The organism is Gilliamella sp. BG1 (genome assembly GCF_046635625.1).
In the GTDB taxonomy this organism is placed as follows: Bacteria; Pseudomonadota; Gammaproteobacteria; order Enterobacterales; family Orbaceae; genus Gilliamella; species Gilliamella bombi.
Genome location: NZ_JBIDFG010000009.1, coordinates 34,152 through 51,525, shown reverse-complemented (window position 1 = coordinate 51,525; position 17,374 = coordinate 34,152). Strand labels below are relative to the sequence as shown.

General features: G+C 36.4%; 13 protein-coding genes and 1 CRISPR repeat array. Of the genes, 6 read left to right on the top strand and 7 right to left on the bottom strand.

Translation table 11 applies throughout. The features are described 5' to 3' along the window. Nucleotides 1–737: 737 nt before the first annotated feature. On the bottom strand, nucleotides 738–2,228 hold the full coding sequence (locus ACGH80_RS06080) for a hypothetical protein (protein ID WP_411630691.1): 1,491 nt from the start codon (nucleotides 2,226–2,228) through the stop codon (nucleotides 738–740). Between the two features lie 601 nt (nucleotides 2,229–2,829). Here ACGH80_RS06080 and asnA point away from each other — a divergent pair. Beyond that, a complete protein-coding gene (gene asnA, locus ACGH80_RS06075) occupies nucleotides 2,830–3,822 on the top strand; it encodes an aspartate--ammonia ligase (protein ID WP_085164779.1) in 993 nt (330 codons plus the stop codon). A 71-nt stretch (nucleotides 3,823–3,893) separates the two neighbouring features. On the opposite strand, the gene ACGH80_RS06070 is transcribed toward asnA, so the two are convergent. From ACGH80_RS06070 to ACGH80_RS06060, 3 genes are all read right to left on the bottom strand, one after another. Further along, a complete protein-coding gene (locus ACGH80_RS06070; protein WP_085164780.1) occupies nucleotides 3,894–4,247 on the bottom strand; it encodes a DUF1161 domain-containing protein in 354 nt (117 codons plus the stop codon). A 419-nt stretch (nucleotides 4,248–4,666) separates the two neighbouring features. After that, nucleotides 4,667–4,930, bottom strand: a complete 264-nt coding sequence (locus tag ACGH80_RS06065) for a SemiSWEET family transporter (protein WP_034914233.1) — start codon at nucleotides 4,928–4,930, stop codon at nucleotides 4,667–4,669. A gap of 491 nt (nucleotides 4,931–5,421) precedes the next feature. Beyond that, entirely contained in the window at nucleotides 5,422–6,831 is a 1,410-nt protein-coding gene (locus ACGH80_RS06060; protein WP_296318043.1) for a PLP-dependent aminotransferase family protein, read from the bottom strand. Nucleotides 6,832–7,032: 201 nt separating this feature from the next. Between ACGH80_RS06060 and pdxS the strand changes: the two genes are divergently transcribed. Both pdxS and pdxT read left to right on the top strand, forming a co-directional pair. Next, complete coding sequence (gene pdxS, locus ACGH80_RS06055; RefSeq protein ID WP_174798149.1) at nucleotides 7,033–7,920, top strand: pyridoxal 5'-phosphate synthase lyase subunit PdxS; 888 nt, start codon at nucleotides 7,033–7,035, stop codon at nucleotides 7,918–7,920. Further along, nucleotides 7,920–8,519, top strand: coding sequence for a pyridoxal 5'-phosphate synthase glutaminase subunit PdxT (pdxT, locus tag ACGH80_RS06050; protein ID WP_174798148.1), 600 nt, complete (start codon nucleotides 7,920–7,922; stop codon nucleotides 8,517–8,519). The genes pdxS and pdxT overlap by 1 nt, the downstream gene beginning before the upstream one ends. Before the next feature lie 357 nt (nucleotides 8,520–8,876). On the opposite strand, the gene ACGH80_RS06045 is transcribed toward pdxT, so the two are convergent. Next, on the bottom strand, nucleotides 8,877–9,857 hold the full coding sequence (locus ACGH80_RS06045) for a hypothetical protein (protein ID WP_411630690.1): 981 nt from the start codon (nucleotides 9,855–9,857) through the stop codon (nucleotides 8,877–8,879). Between the two features lie 599 nt (nucleotides 9,858–10,456). Further along, nucleotides 10,457–12,164: a CRISPR direct-repeat array (repeat unit 28 nt; unit sequence TTTCTAAACCGCCTACTCGGCGGTAAAC). 370 nt (nucleotides 12,165–12,534) lie between these two features. Here ACGH80_RS06045 and ACGH80_RS06040 point away from each other — a divergent pair. The 3 genes from ACGH80_RS06040 (at nucleotide 12,535) to ACGH80_RS06030 (ending at nucleotide 14,306) form a co-directional block, all read left to right on the top strand. Next, nucleotides 12,535–12,891, top strand: coding sequence for an ArsC family reductase (locus ACGH80_RS06040; protein WP_174798146.1), 357 nt, complete (start codon nucleotides 12,535–12,537; stop codon nucleotides 12,889–12,891). A gap of 14 nt (nucleotides 12,892–12,905) precedes the next feature. Further along, on the top strand, nucleotides 12,906–14,045 hold the full coding sequence (gene dapE / locus ACGH80_RS06035) for a succinyl-diaminopimelate desuccinylase (RefSeq protein WP_411630689.1): 1,140 nt from the start codon (nucleotides 12,906–12,908) through the stop codon (nucleotides 14,043–14,045). Nucleotides 14,046–14,117: 72 nt separating this feature from the next. Continuing rightward, complete coding sequence (locus ACGH80_RS06030) at nucleotides 14,118–14,306, top strand: YpfN family protein (RefSeq protein ID WP_065589987.1); 189 nt, start codon at nucleotides 14,118–14,120, stop codon at nucleotides 14,304–14,306. Between the two features lie 8 nt (nucleotides 14,307–14,314). On the opposite strand, the gene cysZ is transcribed toward ACGH80_RS06030, so the two are convergent. Both cysZ and ACGH80_RS06020 read right to left on the bottom strand, forming a co-directional pair. Beyond that, complete coding sequence (cysZ, locus tag ACGH80_RS06025) at nucleotides 14,315–15,145, bottom strand: sulfate transporter CysZ (RefSeq protein ID WP_411630688.1); 831 nt, start codon at nucleotides 15,143–15,145, stop codon at nucleotides 14,315–14,317. Nucleotides 15,146–15,345: 200 nt separating this feature from the next. Further along, nucleotides 15,346–17,370, bottom strand: coding sequence for a tRNA(Met) cytidine acetyltransferase TmcA (locus ACGH80_RS06020; protein WP_411630686.1), 2,025 nt, complete (start codon nucleotides 17,368–17,370; stop codon nucleotides 15,346–15,348). Nucleotides 17,371–17,374 lie beyond the last annotated feature (4 nt).

Genomic DNA, 17,374 nt, shown 5'->3' with positions numbered 1-17,374 from the left:
ATTTAAATAAAAGCATATTTTTTAATTTTAGAAAGCAAATCTAAAATGTTTAATAAACTAATATACCACTATAAAAATTAAGTTAAGTATTTGATGTATAAAAAATCAGGGCTGAGCATTTAGCAATGTTCAGCTTTTTTTGATAGTTGTTAATAATAGTAATTTATAATAGCAATTGACACAGTTTTTTTCGAGAAACCTTTCCAATCGCCGTCATGGGTAATTAATCTACAATAACGATTTTTTTGGCAAATAGAATTTACTTAGTAATTAAAATTTTTTGCCTTGCTACTACAATCAGCCATTTTAAAGTATTCTGTTGTACTACGCCTAAAACGGTTATTTTCCAAAGATGTGTTACTTTAATTTGAGTTTGATACGTTAATAATAAGGTAGTTAATAAAGAATAATCAGACTATTTGCTTTCATAGTCCAATCTATGTTTTTAATTAAAATCAATGCGTTATAGATTGTATTCTTTTTTATTATTGTGGCTTTATTTTTCAAGAAAAGCGCTTTTATTATTTAATAACAGTCGTTTAATAACAACTGGTTAATAACAAAAGCGCAAATTTTTAAATCTTATTAGTCGGGGCGTTTTTTGGTTTTAAGTTATTAAAGCTTAAGGCCAACTGGTTTTGCCAGCCGATGCTCCATTGAGCAGCGGCTTAGTTCTTGGCTAGATTGTTCTTGATTAACGCCATAAATATCCCTGTGCTTTAAAACTGAACTAACCACTAAAACGTGCAAATAGCAGAAGCATCATAAAACCCATAAGATCCAGTAACCACGCCTTCGTATACAAGAAACGGATTACTTCCCATTATATCACTCGTCCAATGCTGGTATCCGAAATCAGCATCGGTATATCCATCAATCAGTGCGCCCCACTCGGTAAATAAACCAGCGCCTATTCGTCTCTGAGGATAATTACCTATTGATAAAGGAGTAGCGCCATTTATGTCTTCTACACATGGGAAACTATCATCTATACCACATTTCGCATTAGTTAAATCGCTTATCCGAGGCAGACGATAACCTATGCTATTACACCAAGATTCTTGCTCAGAAAATGTCCCTAACTTGTTTCCTCGTGCAACAAACCACTGCTTTAACTTAAATCCATATTTCACTACCACATTACCACTACTATCTCGACCCTCTAATTCAAATACCTGTGGTAAATTTGGCACGGAAATTAGACCTGGACTATCTGACTCTTTTTGACTATCACTTGCCGCTGGCCCTGTCAACTTAACGCGCGTTACAACTTTTTCACCCCCCCCATTAGTAACCACTTCTTTCGTTACTGTCGCTGTGATTCCCCCGTGTGTAACTGGCGACCAAGTCAACTGACTTTCATCTATTCCACCTATGAGTAAATCAAAATATAAATTGTGCGCACCCGTGGTCGGGAAATTTAGGTTGTATAAATCAGGATTAGTTGATTGAACGAAAAATCCGTCCCTATAATTCCATATGTCACCTGGACCATCCAGACCACCAGCGAGATTTGGCTTTACAGAACAGATTTGAGGGAGGGTATTTGGACTAATGTAATACGTTACCGAACCTCCTTCGAGTATACTATAAGATGGGTCACCATACATAGTAGTTAATTGGATATCTGAACTATCTAATCTCACTGCATAAGGTGCACCACATATCGTTAATCTACTATCATTATTACGATCAGAATTAATCCATTGACCATTTTTATCCAATATAGACAAAGTGATACCCCCACCTGCCATTATAAGATCTCCATCATCATCACGCAATTTACCTTGTTCCACCAACTCTGGCATATAGATCGTCTCTCTTAATGGCGGAACTATTATATTAATATTACCCCAAGTATACTCTACAGGTACCTTAATTGGTGCTGTCGGTGATGAGGGATTATTTTGTGGTGTAAATGTTCGACCGTCAGATAACTTAATAGCTAATAAGCTATCTATATTAGTCTCTTTAGTGACACCATCATCAAGCGTTAAATAGGGGGCTGTGCCTTGAATGGTATTTGATGTAGTGGCCGATAACGCTTGCGATTCCAATGAATACGGCAGTAACAACAACGGCGCCAGTACCAATTGAATTTTTAAAAATGATTTTGTAGATAATTTCAGAGATATAAATAAGTTTTGAGCAAACACTCGCCGAATAAAATTATTCGATAAATTTAAGACATAGGCTTGCCAAGTCTTGTGACAAAAATGATATTGCATTATGATTCATCCATCAAGTACATTGTTTTATTGTTTTATTGTTATTGTTTTATTGTTATTGTTTTATTGTTATTGTTTTGTTTTATATTTATTAGCTTGTTAAATAAGCTTGTTTTCCTAAATCGATGGAAGTATAGCCGTTAAAAAAATAGTTGGCTAGTTCTTGAGCTTACTTTTTTGTAAAGAAATGTAAAGATAGAAATGATTCAGCTTTAGCAATAAGTCAATTTTTTAGCAAAATATAATGTTAAGTTTATAATAAATTAACTTTTTATTTTTAATACTTAATATCACTACTAACCGACAAAACACAAAACCGCCAGTTTGGCGTGTTAACCTAACTTAGTGATCATGCATTTTGATGTTGTGATAAGACAAGCATATTAACCTTATGGCGCTATAAGTATGTTTTGCTCTAAAATCGCTCAGGTAGACAATTGATTTTATTGAAGTTTTTAAATTTTATTTTTTAGCAAAATCAAACGTTTATTCAATTTAAACAAGTCAATGCTTTACCTTTCTATCTTCATCTTGCAAAATTCACTCATCTAGTTTACTTTACTGATACACTGAAAATTAAATAAATGATTAGAGCGTAAACATGACGATATCATTTAAAGAGCAGCAACAGCAAATTAGCTTTGTTAAGCAATTTTTTGCTGAGCAACTTGCCGAGCGTTTATCACTTATCGAAGTGCAAGCTCCGTTACTAAGTAAAGTTGGCGATGGTATTCAAGATAACCTTTCAGGTACTGAGCACGCAGTGCAAGTTAAGGTAAAAGCAATACCTAATGCACAATATGAAGTGGTACATTCACTAGCTAAATGGAAACGTAAAATCTTGAGCGATCACCATTTCAAAGTTGGCGAAGGAATCTACACTAATATGAAAGCATTACGCCCAGACGAGGAGCAACTTTCGCCAATTCACTCAGTTTATGTTGATCAGTGGGATTGGGAAAAAGTAATTCGTCCAGAAGATCGCAATTTAACTTATCTAAAACAAGCGGTCGAAAATATTTATGCTGCCATTAAAGCGACCGAAAAAATTGTTTCACAACAGTATCATCTTTCACAATTTTTACCCGAATCTATCACCTTTATCGATAGTGAGCAGTTATTAAAACGCTATCCAAATTTATCCCCAAAAGAGCGTGAAAACGCAATAACTAAAGAGCTTGGAGCTGTGTTTTTAATTGGTATTGGCGGTAAATTATCAAATAATGAAAAGCACGATGCTCGTGCACCTGATTATGATGACTGGAGCAGTGAAAACGATTTAGGATCTAATGGCTTAAATGGCGATATTTTAGTGTGGAATCCAATTTTGCATAGCGCATTGGAAATTTCATCAATGGGGATTCGTGTCAATCCAGAAACGTTAAAACGTCAATTAAAACTAACAAATGACGAAGATCGTTTAGAGCTTGCTTGGCATAAAGCATTAATTAATGGCGATTTGTTGCAAACCATTGGTGGTGGAATTGGGCAATCGCGTTTGGTTATGTTGCTTTTACAACAAAAACACATTGGTCAAGTACAATCAAGTGTATGGGACGAAGAGGTTAAAGCAAATTATAGCCATTTGCTCTAGTCACAAACATATAAATATAGGGCATTACGCCCTATTTTTCTGCAAAAATTACATAATTAATTTTTAACGGGTCATTTACCTTCGACTGGTGTTGATTCGGTTGGGGTGTTTATTGATGGTTCTGCTTTATCATTACGGCTTTCAGTTTCATCTTTTGTATTAGCTGGCTGAGTTTGTGTTTGCGTTGCTAAACCATCCAAACGAACATAAACAATACGTTGTTGACCACGATCGCATGAACCAACAATTTTACCTTCAATTTGTTGTTCTGATTTATCAGATGGTTCAAGTTTTAACTGAAATTGTGAAGGATCAACACCGTTGTTTTTGATTTTTTCAGCAATATTAGCACTAATTTCATCACAATTTGAAGCTACAGCCAACATGGGTAAACTAAGTAAAAATATACCGATTAATTTTTTCATTTTCTTTCCCTTTTGACGGTTATTTGATTTTTGGATGCATTATAAAACTATCTATTAGTCTGTCTATCTTCTTTTAAGATGTACTTAAAAATAATCTGCCAGCATAATTGCAAATTTCAACAAATCTATCATTTTGTCGGTAATATTAAAGCAAATCGATTAACTTGATTTATTCACTGTACAATTTGATAAGTATTTAACAAACCTGTTAATAACTCAATAACATTTTAATTATTAAATAATTTTCTAAATGATTAAATATTAATCTGAACAATTTTTGAGTTAATTTGATAACAAAAAAAAATCTTTTTTTACAATTCTTGTTGAAATTTACTATGAACTCAAACAATAAAAATGCTACCCAAAAAGCGATAATATAAGAGCAACTGATTACTTGTTACATAATGATATTATGTAAATTATAGAGCAGTAAAAAAAGCAATTAACCCAAAAATTACTCCTGGCGAATTAGCAATTGCTAGTGGCCAATCTTTCTTTTCTTGTAGCAGCCCATAGCAGACCCATAGCGAGCAGTTAATGGAAGCGGCCAATGGTTGAATTGGGTTTGTTTTCAATCCATGCAAATTATCGATGATTTGTGGAATATAAGAAACATACATCCCTAATGACGCCACTGTAGCGATAATACCTAAAATACGAAAAGCCTTAGATGAAAGATGCAAAATAGTCTCCTAATATCGTTTATGGTTTTCACCTGATGCTTGTAATTATAACGAGTTAGAATAGTGACAGTAAACTAACATATTTGGTTCAATGGTAAAGTATAGTTAAAAAAAGGTAAGCAATTAGCCAATTTTTAATTAATCCCTAATGTTATTTATAAGTGATTTTATATTTAATCATAATGTTATAAAAATTTTTCATTTGTTTGCATTGCGTTACAAAAGCAAATAACAAGGAAAAACTAATTTCAATAATTGGTTAAAAGGTGATATTTTGCTCAATTGCCTATTGAGCTTTTTTGAGTGTGGTTTATTTGCGGATAATTAAAAAAGGGGCTTAAGATATTTATTCACTTTATGACTTAATAAGTACTGAATAAACCTGTTGATAACTCTGCAATCAATTGATTATTAATATATTTATTAAAAAGATTAAATATTAAACTACCAAAAAATCAATTTTATTTTATCTAAAAAAGCAAGTGTTTTTATCATATTTTTGAGATTATTTGCTGTTCAAAATGCCCATAACTTAATCTAATTGTCCCTAAGTTATCGCCAAAGTCAGCCCCTTGCGATACCGTCACTCCTTTTGATAACAGTTTATTAAGCACAGCTAATTCTTGCGCTACCGTTTTTACAGGTAAATGCGCATATAAATGAAAGCCACCTAGTGGAGGTTGATAAGTAATCTCACCACCGAAATAGCAATCCAACCAATGCATTAACTGCTCTGCTTTGATTTGTAACGTTTGCCGTAGCTGTTGTTGATGGACAGTGTGATGATGTTGTAGATATTCTTGAGCTAATAATTGCGGCAATATACTTAACCCCGAATCAATGTGTTGCCGAATATTGGACAGATTTTTGATAATATTACGCGGTGCCACCATCCACCCAATACGAATATTTCCTCCTATATATTTTGATAGCGATCCTAAATAGATAACTTGATTATGCTGATCCCATTTTTTTATGGGCAATACTGGCAAATTTGGTTTAAACGCTAAACTGCTATAGGCGTCATCCTCAACAATACCTATACATTGCGAACGACAAAATGCAACAATTGCCTGTTTTCGTCTATTACTCATAACAAAGCCCATTGGGTTTTGAAATATAGGATTCAAAAATAACCACTTTATTTGATGTTGTTGTACGCAATTTGATAGGCTTTCAAGGGTAATACCTTCATTATCACATTCAATACCATATAAACGTAATCCAGCAGCCTGAAACAAAGGTAAAGAGTAAAAATAGGAAGGAGATTCAATTCCAACTGCATCTCCTGGCTTAAGTAAACCCTGTGTAATAAGAAATAACGACTGTTGCGTGCCCGATGTAATTAAAATTTCGTTAATATCAACTTGCATAGAAAACTGAGTTTGCATGTAAGTTGCAATTTGAGCTTTAAGCGATGGTAAACCTAATTGTAATGCATCGCTGTTTTTTTCATGCATAATCAATTCATTTAACGAGGTATCAGGTAGCTGGAGTTTGGGAATTAAATTAGTTGGCAAATCACCATTAGCCAGATCGCAAATATGCACTTGTTGCGCACGCACTTGTGCCACTTTTTGTTGATAAAATGATTTTTTATCTCGATAAAAATGGGCTGGTAAACGCCAATTGATCGATGAATAGGTTTGCACGCCCCATTTTTTATTATTGACATAAGTGCCACTGCCTCGACGTCGAAGTAGTATGCTTCGTTCAGTCAACAGCTCCAGTGCATGTACTACAGTTGAGCGGTTAATCTGTAACATTTTAGCTAGCTCCCTTTCTGAAGGTAACTTTTCGCCAGCAATCAAAATTCCTTGCTCAATATAATGTTCAATTAAGTGAGTCAATTGTTGAAAAAGTGATCCTTCAAATTGGGTTAGTTTTTGTTTTTGCCACATATTTTATTTTAGACACTTGTTTTCTTAGAAAATGCATTAAAAATCAAATAAAATCAATAGTCTATCTGAACTATTTTTATAATAACACCAACAAATCTAAAATTGGATGGCTTTATTATAGTCCAATTGGCTGTTTCGTCTAACTGTTTCTTTTTGAATAATACTTTTCAAACAAGGCCAATTTTCAACTAGGAGTAAAAAATGAATCAAATTACAGGAACACAGACTGTTAAACGTGGTATGGCACAAATGCAAAAAGGCGGCGTAATTATGGATGTTGTTAATGCTGAACAAGCTAAAATTGCCGAACAAGCTGGTGCAGTTGCGGTAATGGCTTTAGAGCGAGTACCATCAGATATTCGAGCAGCTGGCGGTGTCGCTCGAATGGCAGATCCTACTATTGTTGAACAAGTCATGAATGCTGTTAGCATACCTGTTATGGCTAAAGCACGTATTGGCCACATTGTTGAAGCACGTATTTTAGAATCAATGGGGGTTGATTATATTGACGAAAGCGAAGTACTAACCCCAGCCGATGAACAGTACCATCTTCTTAAAGATGAATTTACCGTGCCTTTTGTTTGTGGTTGTCGTGATTTGGGTGAAGCACTGCGTCGAATTGGTGAAGGAGCATCAATGTTACGTACCAAAGGCGAACCAGGAACAGGGAATATTGTTGAAGCTGTTCGCCATATACGTAAAGTCAATGAGCAAATCCGTTTGATAACAGGAAAATCAAAAGATGAGCTAATGACTTTTGCTAAAGAAATTGGCGCACCTTATGAACTTGTATTACAAGTAAAACAACTAGGTAAGTTACCAGTTGTGAATTTTGCCGCTGGTGGCGTTGCGACCCCTGCCGATGCAGCACTTATGATGCAACTAGGTGCTGATGGTGTTTTTGTTGGATCGGGCATTTTTAAATCTCAAAATCCAGAAAAATTTGCCAAAGCCATTGTGCAAGCTACTACTTATTTTGATGATTATCCACGATTAGCCGAATTATCAAAAGGATTAGGCGAGGCCATGAAAGGCATTGAAATCAGCACACTTGCTCAATCAGAAAGAATGCAAGATCGAGGTTGGTAATGGCAAAATCATCCAAACTAAGCAATGTTAAGTACATTGGTGTGCTCAACTTACAAGGAGCAGTTAGTGAGCATATTTTGATGCTAAATAGTATTGATAATGTACAAGCAACACTAGTTCAGAAACCGGAACAATTAGCTAATTTAGATGGTTTAATCATTCCCGGCGGAGAGTCGACCACAATTAGTCGATTAATTAAACAAAATGGGCTTTTAGCGCCCATTCAACAATTTGCTAAACAAGGCAAAGGAATTTTAGGTACTTGTGCTGGGCTAGTGCTTTGTGGCAAAACGACAACTCATAACGAAGTCGAATTATTAGATTTGATGGATATTTGCGTTGAACGCAATGGTTTTGGTCGGCAAATTAACAGCTTTGAGACAATGTTAGATATACCAACTATTGGTGAGCAAATTCCAGCAGTATTTATTCGTGCTCCATATATTGCAAAAGCTGGTGAGCAAGTCAATCAGCTAGCTTTTATTGATAATCATTGTGTAATGGCGCAGCAAGATAACATTTTGACTTGCTCATTTCATCCCGAACTAACCGTCGATAATCGAATTATGCGTTACTTTGTTGAGAAATGTTGTAATTAATTTATTAATATTTATTTTATATTGTTGATAATGGATTATTAATGACTAGCTTAAGCGTTCAATAAAATTTCTGAACACAGCTAATAACCATAGCCAGCTATTCTGTCGGTAGACATCCACTGCCCTCGTCTGAGGGCTTTTTTGATTTATATGCCACCTACTCGGCGGTAAACGCACTCTATGAATGCGCTTTGATTTGAATACTTTTCTAAACCGCCTACACGGCAGTGAACGCCAGAAATGCGGGGAGAAACTGTTCGTGGGTTTTCTAAACTGCCTACACGGCGGTAAACAATTTTATGATAGTTAAAGTATCAAAATAGGTGTTTCTAAATATTGGCCTCGGCGACCTCAGGACTAAGGTCTAAGGTCCAAGGAGCAAACAACATAAGTGCTGTAAAACGGGAAGTACCCATAGAAGTTGCCAAAGTGTGAGCCCACAGTGAACGGGTGGCTATCCTTAACCTTAGCAGCTTCCGTCCAGTAGTCGTCGTCGGTATCGCTCATCCAGTAGTTGTCGTCGGTATCGCTCGTCCAGTAGCGGTTGTCGACAAAGCTAGCACCAGTGTAGCCGTACATGCTGCCCCACTCGGAAAAAAAGCCTGCACCAATATAGCGCATGTAATTATTATCTGATGAAGATGGGCTGGCGCCTACAGGACCTGCCGCGTTAGTTAAATCCCTGATCCTTGGCATCCGGTAGCCTATATTATTACACCATGCTAACTGGTCATTATGACGTCTACCATTAACATATCCATTGGGATTATCCCGAACGACGAACCACTGCCTCAACACAAATCCATATTTTACTACCTCAATGCCATATCTATCTCTACCCACTAACTCAAACGTTTGCGGTAACTTTGGTACAGCAATTCGGCTAGGATTTGGATTATCCCATTGATTTCTGGCCTCTGGACCTGTTAACTTAACACGGGCGACAACTTTTGCAAAATCCTCCCAAGGAATCCAATAGTCATTATTAGCTACAACATTTGTCACTGTTGCTGTAATTCCCTCATGCGTGACCGGTTCCCATGTCAAGTCTCTCACATCTATTCCTGTTATAAGTAAATCAAAATATAAATTATGCGCTCCTGTAGTTGGAAAATTGAGGTTGTATGATTTAGGATCGATTGATTGAACTAGGAAGCCCTTCTTAGGATTCCATATGTCAGCTGGACCTGCGTATTCGTCATTACCCAAAAATAGATTCGGCCTTGCATAATGGATAACTGCCGACGGTAGCAGTATTGCATCACTACGATTACCCGTTCGAACCTTTTTGCCATTCGCCTGTACATTCCATAAAGAAGACAATAATAACAATATCAATACTAACGGAACTTTTCGGAATAATTTTGATAATAATTTGAAAAATAACTTTGAAGATATAAACGTGGTGGGGTTAAAAATCCAACTAGTGTGTTTATCTGATAAATTTAAGACATAGTTTTGCCAGGTTTGGTGTTTGGTGTTTGGTGTTTAAAATGATAATGCATTACGGCTCACCTGTCAAGTAAATTAATGATTTATTTTAATTTTTATGTTTATTTGATTGTTTAATGAACTATTCCTTTAAGGAGATTAAAGTATAGCTATTTTAAAAAAACTTGGCTAGTTTTTTATGCAATTTTTTAATTAGAATACGGTGTTAGGTTTTGTAAGTCTTAACTTTTGTGAAAATAATGAATATTGGTGATAATTTCTAAACTAAGGAATTAGTGAATTACCTAACAACCAATGGACATATAATCCTTACCATGTTATGGGATGTATTACGCCCATAAAATCGTTCAGGTAGAGTATTGATTTTATTTAATTTTTTATTTTCATTAAAATCAACCAGTTATACAGAAATTTCTATTTTTTATACAAAATACCGTCTACACGGCAGTGAACTAATCGATTTAAAGCAAGTAGTGATAAAACAATTTCTAAACTGCCTACTCGGCGGTAAACTGGAAATTTGATAAAAATAAATATCCGAAATTTTTCTAAACCGCCTACTCGGCGGTAAACTAGATAGTGAATAGACTGGAGATAAATAAAATTTTCTAAACCGCCTACTCGGCGGTAAACTTTTTTTCGGTCTGTCAAAGTAAACCTTGCGATTTCTAAACCGCCTACTCGGCGGTAAACCATTACTAATTAGCTTTTGTCTTAGCACGCAATTTCTAAACCGCCTACTCGGCGGTAAACCGAAGTCGTGCCGTTCTTGCCCCTGAATAATTTTTCTAAACCGCCTACTCGGCGGTAAACAAGAATCGCAAAAAAGGTTATTTTAATGGCAATTTCTAAACCGCCTACTCGGCGGTAAACTAGATATAAAAACCAAGCCCAAACATTGATATTTTCTAAACCGCCTACTCGGCGGTAAACGATTCTAATTCTAATTTTAATGAAGATTCTAATTTCTAAACCGCCTACTCGGCGGTAAACGAATATCACGATAGACTAAAAGTAGAATTGTGTTTCTAAACCGCCTACTCGGCGGTAAACCTGACTTTAGGCTCACCATAACGAGGAATATATTTCTAAACCGCCTACTCGGCGGTAAACTTTCTACACTGTTAGCGTCACCGTATAAGTATTTTCTAAACCGCCTACTCGGCGGTAAACTTAATGCTGGTGTTTGTGTATTTACATTCTCGTTTCTAAACCGCCTACTCGGCGGTAAACACAAAACGGTAGATTGTTTCGTTGTTCTAACATTTCTAAACCGCCTACTCGGCGGTAAACTTTTAGATGCTGATATGCAAGAATTGCCACACTTTCTAAACCGCCTACTCGGCGGTAAACTCGTGTGCATTGTATGCATTGGTAAACAAACATTTCTAAACCGCCTACTCGGCGGTAAACTGATATTGGTTTGATTAGCGGCTATACAGATTTTTCTAAACCGCCTACTCGGCGGTAAACTCTATTTTACCACCGTCTAAACCATCAGGCTTTTTCTAAACCGCCTACTCGGCGGTAAACAGTTTATCGGGTAGATCAACATAAACGGGTGCTTTCTAAACCGCCTACTCGGCGGTAAACAAGCTCGTGTTAAAGAGCTGCCGTTAAATGGATTTCTAAACCGCCTACTCGGCGGTAAACTTCAAGATTGTCAACAATAAAAACCGTGTGCTTTTCTAAACCGCCTACTCGGCGGTAAACGCCAAATTTTGAAACAGACGCCATTTTTTTTGTTTCTAAACCGCCTACTCGGCGGTAAACATGATTTCAACTTGTTCTCCGTTAATTATCGGTTTCTAAACCGCCTACTCGGCGGTAAACTGTTTATTAATCAACAACTTACATTTTTAGCGTTTCTAAACCGCCTACTCGGCGGTAAACGGATTTGATGCAAATTCTGTAAGCAACGATTTTTTCTAAACCGCCTACTCGGCGGTAAACAGCGAACGGATGAATGGTTTAACGCGCGACTATTTCTAAACCGCCTACTCGGCGGTAAACATTGAATTAGTTCATTACACTGATGACGTTATTTTCTAAACCGCCTACTCGGCGGTAAACAGTTACTTAGCAATAAGTCAATTACAATTTATTTTCTAAACCGCCTACTCGGCGGTAAACTCCCATTAAAAAAAGTGACTAAATGACTACTGTTTCTAAACCGCCTACTCGGCGGTAAACTAGAAACCGATATAATATAAACCTTGTTTCGCAAAAGACAAATAGGATTTTTGCTTTTGAAAACCCTTTTTTTTAGAGCTTTTTTAGTGTGTTGTTTTTATTTGATTTTATTTATTGTTAAAAAAAAAGGGTTAGCAATAGTTTGATCTTTTTAAAATGAGTGAAATTATCTGTTCAAAAATTCATTTCTTAACTCACCATCCAAAATATTTAAAATTTCAAGCTTTCACTAGCGACTATTTGGCATTAACAACTAACATTAGCTATGAGTATTAATATGAATTAAAACAAATAAATCCCTTTAGTTTGCCGCATCAGGCCGATAACTGTTATAATCTTTATTATTATTTTCAATGTTGGATCACCTACTATGTACATCATCTACGGTATCAAAAACTGCAACACGATGAAAAAAGCTTTTACTTGGCTTGATGATCATCATGTAAGCTATCAATTTCATAATTATAAAACCAACGGGCTTTCAGACGAGCTGTTGGATGATTTTTTACAATTAGTTGATTGGCAAAGCTTGCTCAATACCCGAGGTACTACTTGGCGTAAGTTAGATGAATCTATTCGTGCTGAGGTCAATAATGCTCAAACGGCTAAAAAGATTATGTTAGCCAATCCATCTATTTTAAAACGCCCTTTGCTTATCGATGGGAAGCGTGCATTGTTGGGCTTTTCAGAGGAACTTTATTCACAATTTATTTCGCAATCTAAATAAAAATCGAGACCACTATGACTGAACCTGTTATTGCACTGACTCAAGCACTCATCGCCGAAAAATCAATAAGTCCTGACGATAAAAATTGTCAAAAAATGATTATTGAACGGCTAAAACCGCTCGGTTTTACTATTGAAGAAGTTAATATTGGAAAGACCAAAAACTTATGGGCTTATCATGGCGAAGCTAACAGCAAAACCTTAATGTTTGCAGGACATACCGATGTCGTACCTGCTGGTGATGAAAGCAAATGGCTTTATCCTCCGTTTTCGCCAACCATTGATGAACAAGGCGTGCTTTATGGACGTGGTGCATCTGACATGAAAAGTGGCGTTGCTGCCATGGTTTGTGCGGCTGAAGATTTTGTTAAGCAACATCCAAATCACGCTGGGCGAGTAGCTTTTTTAATTACATCGGACGAAGAAGCCGATGCAACCGATGGCACTGTTAAGGTTGTCGATTTGCTAATGAAACGTCAAGAACGTGTTGATTATTGTATCGTGGGCGAACCGTCAAGCGATGCTGTACTTGGCGATCAAATTAAAAACGGTCGCCGTGGTTCACTAACAGCTAATTTAGTTGTGCATGGTATTCAAGGTCATGTGGCCTATCCTCACCTTGCCGATAACCCTGTCCATCGCTTTGCTCCTGCATTAAATGAACTAGTTAGCACTGTTTGGGATGAAGGCAATCAGTATTTTCCTCAAACAACTATGCAAATTGCCAATATTAATGGTGGTACAGGTGCCGAAAACGTTGTGCCGGGTGATCTAAGTGTGCAATTTAACTTTCGCTATAGTAGTGAATTGACCGATACGATAATTAAAGCGCGCGTTGAGCAAATTTTACAAAAACATAATTTGAACTATACGTTATCTTGGCGATTATCAGGGCATCCTTTTTTAACGCCACAAGGCGATTTAACTAATGCTGCTGCAAGTGCTATTAAGGAATTTACCAACATTGATACTAAGCTATCGACCAGCGGCGGTACGTCGGATGGACGCTTTATTGCTAAAATGGGCTGTCAAGTGATCGAACTAGGTGTATTAAATAAGACTATTCACAAAGTCAACGAAAACGCCAACTGCAAAGATATAATTACCTTAACTGCAATTTATAACCGCATATTGGAAAAATTACTGTTGGCATAATTGTGGCACAATTGTTATTGTGCCTAGCTATTATAACTTGGAGATAGCGATTTTAATCTAAGAGGAAGTACGATGGAATGGCTTAAAGATTACTGGTGGATAATTGTGGTAATTTTAATTGGGATTTTTATTAATACTATTAAGGCGCTGAATCGACTAAGTTATAAAGCGTATCTTGAAAAAAAGAAAGGGATAAAACCTATCCCTTATCAAGATGATGACGACGATTGGCCATCAACAAATTCGACGAAGAAAAAATAACTCCCTGCTTAACGAAAGTCTTGGCTACTACTATCAAATAAGGCTTGATGACGGTAGCGATCAACCCACATTGCCGTTGCGCCACATACCGCAATAGGCATAACAATTAAATTAAGCAATGGCACCATGGTAAAAAAGCTGACTATCATACCAAAAGTTAAATTATCTACCCGATCTTGCTTGAGTAATTCACGCATACGGTGAAAAGTAATTTTGTGGTTATCAAAGGCATAATCAGCATATTGGATATTAATTTGCCAAGCGGTAAATAAAAACCAAACCACTGGCGTTACTGATTGCCCAATAACAGGAATAAAGTAAGTTAACAGTATCGGAATTGCCCATAATAAATAGTTAACTAGTTTTTGTAATTCACGGCTAAAAATACGAGGAAGATCCTTAATAAGACTTATCCACGACATATCTGCTGCGGGAATCCCCGTTAATTGTGCTTCAACTTGTTCAGCTAACAAGCCATTAAACGGAGCCGCTATAATATTGGTTACCGTACTAAAGAAATAACAAAACAAAATAACCAAAGCTAAAATAACCATAAAAACAATAATATAACCAAGCCAATGCAACCAACTTGGCATATACGACACTCCCCAATCAACCATGCCCGAGATAGCCGTAAAGAACCAATAAAATAATGCTGACATAATCACAACATTGGCAATTAATGGTAAAAAAACAAATCGCTTAATACCTGGACTAAACGCCAATGACCAGCCTTTAAAAAAATACTCAATGCCTGTTGTGGGTTGATTGTTTGGTTTTTGAGTTTGTTTTTTTGAATGGCGATGTTGTGCTTGGTTTTCTAATTTATTTTGCGTCACATTCGATTCCTTTTTAATTAAAACGAATTATGTTGAAACTAGTTAAGTTTAAACTAGTTGGGTAAAAATTAAGTTGAACTTAAACATGGTAACTATTGTAAACATAGCCCTTGGTAACCTGCAATGATAATCAGCTATCTTTATTATTGGTTTTTTCGTCAAAAAGCACATTATTGCCATTATTTACTAACTATGAATCGCTAACTATGAATTGCTAACCATGTTTTGATCTCTTGCTTGATGGTTTGCATTAATGCATTTTTTCCTGCAAGTTGATATGAACTAATGAGCAAAGATTGATTGTTTTTGCTTTTTATCAGTGCTGATAACACAGGCAATGTTAGTTGTTGCTGTGGTTGTGATTGTGGTTTTTGCGATTGTTGATGCTTTTGATTATAGCGAACTAATCGACACAGTGTGGCATAAGTGGCTTCAAACGGTCGATGATAGTAAGCAAATCCATTTAGTTCATCAAAATCGTAGGCGTCTAAATCTTGTGTTAGTTGTGACTTATCCTTACTTTCAATCATCTCAGTAAATGGTAAATCAATAATATCTTTGAGCCAATAAACATTACGATGTAATTTTTGTTTTAATTTAATGGTTAGATTTCGCCCTGAATCAGTTAATGGCTTTAGCGCCATAACTGAATAACTACCACTATTTGCCTGTTTATGACTACTGACGTGCACCAAAACAAACCCACAAGCAATCCAAAATTGGTAATTAGACGGGGTATAAGCAAAGCTAACCGATAAAAAGTCAATATTCTGAGCTTTGGCATCTTCAAAGATAGCTTGCACAAGTTGCCTTGCTATATTCCGTCGCCGATAGGCACTAATAACCGCAATACGATTAATCCGAACTGAGCGCAATTTAGCCGCCTGCGGCTCACCTGCGTGGGCGACTAACGACTGTGCTACTAAATTACCTTTTGGTCGACGCTTACCTTGCCACACTTCGGTGATTAAACTATCAGGTAAGTTACCTTCAATAACAGTCAGTGCAGCAGCTATTTGGTTATTGTTAGCTGTCGCTTGCCAAATTGTCAAATTTTGCGCATCAAACAGACGTCTTAAATCAACTAACGTAGTTTGGTAATGAGCTACTTTCAATAAATAAAATATTGACCTTAATATATCAACATTATTACGTTCAACTTTTGAATATTGGATTAATGATGGGCATGCATCAAAATTATCGCCCTGTGTTAATAAACCATTAAGTAACAATCGATCGCTAAATTGCTCTAGCATATCGCCTGCCTGCCAGCGGATAGGGCTAAATAGCTGAAAATATTGATATGCTTTATTTGATAACAATTTCAACAAAAAGCCCTGTCCTGTGCCCTCATACCCATCAGCAGTCGTTGTTAATAATACTCGAGTGTTATTTGTTTTAGCTAGTTTTAACAATTTTTCCAGCATGGGAAGTGGGATCATGGCAGCTTCATCAATAATTAAATAATCGGCAACGGTAATACATGATTGAGCAATTAATTCATCTGGGGCAAAAAATGGGGTATCGGACTTAGCAAAAGCAAAAAAGGTGGTCAGTGCTGATTTATTTGGTGCTGTCACAATACAACGTTGGTAATGGCTAAATAATCCAGCTAGTGCCGATTTACCGCGTCCACGTTTAGCGACTAATACGTTAATAGGCTTAGTGCTATTTAATAATTGTTTTAAAGTTGCTTGTTGCTCGGCTAAATCACAAACGTCATCAATAATAACTTCAGGCAGGGATATCTTAGAGGATATAACCTGTTTTGATGAAATTTTAGGATAAATTGATAAACCAAATTCAGTTAAAGTCTGTATTAAATGGGCAACGAAATTAGGCACATTAATGGGCATTTGGCTTTCGTTCCAGCGTAAGCTATCTTGATCATGCCAAGTAGACAGATTCTTAGGCAATAATAAAACCAATATACTACCTTTAACTAACGTGCCAACAAGCATAGCAAAGGCATCAAGATTAAATCCTACCGTTGCATCAAAAATAGCATGTCGATACTGCCGTCCCAACAACTGTTTAGTTTGATTGGGCGGTATTACATCAGAAATTAATGTATTGGGTAAATAACTAGAAAGTTCAAAGTGAGATGTAACCGTTAACCAATCACCTGAGTAATGGCAAATAGCCTGGCTAAGTTGCTCGAATAACTGTGTGGCTTCACCCTGTAACACCCATAGCGTTCTTGTGCTGTTGGGATACTTGTGCATAAGG

Coding starts and splice junctions, on each gene's coding strand:
- ACGH80_RS06080 (WP_411630691.1), bottom strand. CDS start 2,228: ATGCAATATCATTTTTGTCACAAGACTTGGCAAGCCTATGTCTTAAAT.
- asnA (WP_085164779.1), top strand. CDS start 2,830: ATGACGATATCATTTAAAGAGCAGCAACAGCAAATTAGCTTTGTTAAG.
- ACGH80_RS06070 (WP_085164780.1), bottom strand. CDS start 4,247: ATGAAAAAATTAATCGGTATATTTTTACTTAGTTTACCCATGTTGGCT.
- ACGH80_RS06060 (WP_296318043.1), bottom strand. CDS start 6,831: ATGTGGCAAAAACAAAAACTAACCCAATTTGAAGGATCACTTTTTCAA.
- pdxS (WP_174798149.1), top strand. CDS start 7,033: ATGAATCAAATTACAGGAACACAGACTGTTAAACGTGGTATGGCACAA.
- pdxT (WP_174798148.1), top strand. CDS start 7,920: ATGGCAAAATCATCCAAACTAAGCAATGTTAAGTACATTGGTGTGCTC.
- ACGH80_RS06040 (WP_174798146.1), top strand. CDS start 12,535: ATGTACATCATCTACGGTATCAAAAACTGCAACACGATGAAAAAAGCT.
- dapE (WP_411630689.1), top strand. CDS start 12,906: ATGACTGAACCTGTTATTGCACTGACTCAAGCACTCATCGCCGAAAAA.
- ACGH80_RS06030 (WP_065589987.1), top strand. CDS start 14,118: ATGGAATGGCTTAAAGATTACTGGTGGATAATTGTGGTAATTTTAATT.
- ACGH80_RS06020 (WP_411630686.1), bottom strand. CDS start 17,370: ATGCACAAGTATCCCAACAGCACAAGAACGCTATGGGTGTTACAGGGT.